Origin of the sequence: Helicobacter sp., from assembly GCF_022511165.1 — a bacterium.
Classification (GTDB): Bacteria; Campylobacterota; Campylobacteria; order Campylobacterales; family Helicobacteraceae; genus Helicobacter_C.
Genome location: NZ_JAFLSB010000077.1, coordinates 1 through 2,094, shown reverse-complemented (window position 1 = coordinate 2,094; position 2,094 = coordinate 1). Strand labels below are relative to the sequence as shown.

Annotated in this window: 2 protein-coding genes and 1 pseudogene; 1 reads left to right on the top strand and 2 read right to left on the bottom strand. The window is 36.4% G+C overall.

All coding sequences use genetic code 11. The features are described 5' to 3' along the window. Positions 1 to 182: 182 nt before the first annotated feature. Complete coding sequence (locus J1E28_RS07755) at positions 183 to 470, bottom strand: hypothetical protein (RefSeq protein WP_291028469.1); 288 nt, start codon at positions 468 to 470, stop codon at positions 183 to 185. Positions 471 to 480: 10 nt separating this feature from the next. Next, positions 481 to 1,017, bottom strand: a complete 537-nt coding sequence (locus J1E28_RS07750; RefSeq protein ID WP_291028467.1) for a hypothetical protein — start codon at positions 1,015 to 1,017, stop codon at positions 481 to 483. A gap of 442 nt (positions 1,018 to 1,459) precedes the next feature. Between J1E28_RS07750 and J1E28_RS07745 the strand changes: the two are divergent. Next, positions 1,460 to 2,094 (top strand): annotated as a pseudogene (locus J1E28_RS07745) (hypothetical protein); the annotation flags it as partial.

The following is a 2,094-nucleotide window of genomic DNA, read 5'->3' as shown; positions in this document are numbered from 1 at the left end:
CCCCCATATAGCAACAATAAAAAGATAATATAAAGTCGCAGGTAATGAAGTGTAGGCGTATCGCCCCCTCTTTAAAATCTTTGAAACCTCTAAAATCTTTAAAATCTTTAAAGCCTCCAAAACCTCCAAAATCTCTCAAAATAAAACCTTAATTCAAAGCCCAAAAAAAGCGCATAAACAAGTTATAGGCTTATTTTTATAGCCATACACCGCGATATTGAATCTTTTTCATTTTTATAATCATTAAGCTTTTTTATTATGGCTTTCATCTTAGCATACTCTATCCCAAACAAACTCGCCAAGCACTCCTCAAAATCCCTACAATCTTTGTATTTTTTAAAAATCTTATAATCTTTTGCAAAATCCTCATATCTTGGCAAAATCATATAGCACAAAGCTTCTTGCACCTTATGCCTACTCTGTAAAATCTTTTTAAAAGCCTCTATGATATACGCATACTCTTCGCCCATATTTGTTCTTTCAAGCCATTTCTTTTAAAAATTCTTGTGCTTTTTCAACGCCCCTGCCATAGGCTAAAATGTCTATCTTATCTTTTGGGAAATCCACCCCACCCGTTACTTCCATAAAAGTATCATCGATGAGAATCTCTAGCAAATGCTTAAGCGCCAAAGAGGAGTAATACACCTTTTCATTTTTACCCTTGAGGCGTTTGTAATGCAAATCCCCTACGCGCTTTTTTGATTCTGTAATAACCCTTGTTAAGCCTTTCAATAACTTTTTGATTTTTTGTTTTTCTTGGATTCTTTGACTTTCTTTAAATTGATTAAAGTAATCCTGCTCCATAATCAAAACACTCCAATACAAGCTGTGCATTTCAAAAATATCATCACATAATGCAGCATACTTTTGACTTGAAATATGCTTCATATTCGAGTGCTTTTGGGCTTGTATTGGCTTACAAGATGAGCTTAAATAATCAGCGCTAAGGGAAGTATGAGAAATCATCAAAGCCAAAGCACAAGCGACAGAGCCTTTAAAGATTGTATTGAGTTCCATTTTGCACCTAAAAATAAAATTACAAATACAATTCTAGCTTGTTTTTCTTAAGCTATCTTTAGCGCACCTCACGCATAAAGATACCCCCTACAATGCTTTGAGTGGGCTTAAACCCCCTTTGCACACTATGAATGTTTGGCAATTATTAAAATGATGAATGCCATAGTATGTTTTTTTATTATTTTAAGGGAAGAATGAAGCGCAAAAAGTGCGCTTTTTGATAAACTAATCCTTTTTTTTTTTTTAACTTACTTTTTTATGATATACCTTATCCCCTCCCTATAATGTAGCATTTTACTCACTTTTATCACTTCTTATTTACTTTTTATTGACAAATGGCATTTTTTTTGTAATAGTTATAGTTCAAGGCTACTAAAGACTATGAGGCAATGCCTAAATAGCCTTAGTGATGGCTTAATTTCTTCTCTTTTTGGAGGTTTTTATGAAAAAAGTTCTTGTAAGCAGTGCATTATCGGCACTTTTAGTATTGCCAGCGGCGGCTTTAGAAATCTATAATGACGATGGCAAAAGCGTTGAACTCTATGGCTCAATCCGCGGTTATGTAGGTATGGGTGAAAACGCTCATAAAGGTGAAGCAGGCGGACCTGCTAACTTCCTCTTTGGGGTGCAAGGTAACTCACACGTTGGCTTTAATGTAAGCGTGGATAAGTTTAAAGCAAAAGTAGAATTTGGTGCAAAAGAAGACCTCGTAACTGGCACTTCAGCAAATGGCTATAATGAACTTCCACTTCGCTTCTTCTGGGGCTCTTATGATACAGGTGCAGGGACTATCCTTATCGGTAAGGCAAATACCCCTACCACAGATATTTTCTCAACAGGTGTGTTAAATACCGATACAGCCTTTAATGGCTTTGGTGGGCTTAGCACAAGCACAAGAAGACTTCAAGCTCAATACAATGTAGCTGGACTTAGCCTTGCGCTCATCTCTGACTATATGGCTGAAAATGTAGGGGTAATATCTCCTTTAACTGCAGATAGCTCTATGCCTCGTATCGCTCTAAGCTATACGATTAATGGCGACAAAGCTCCACTTTTCCAAATCGCTGGGACATACAG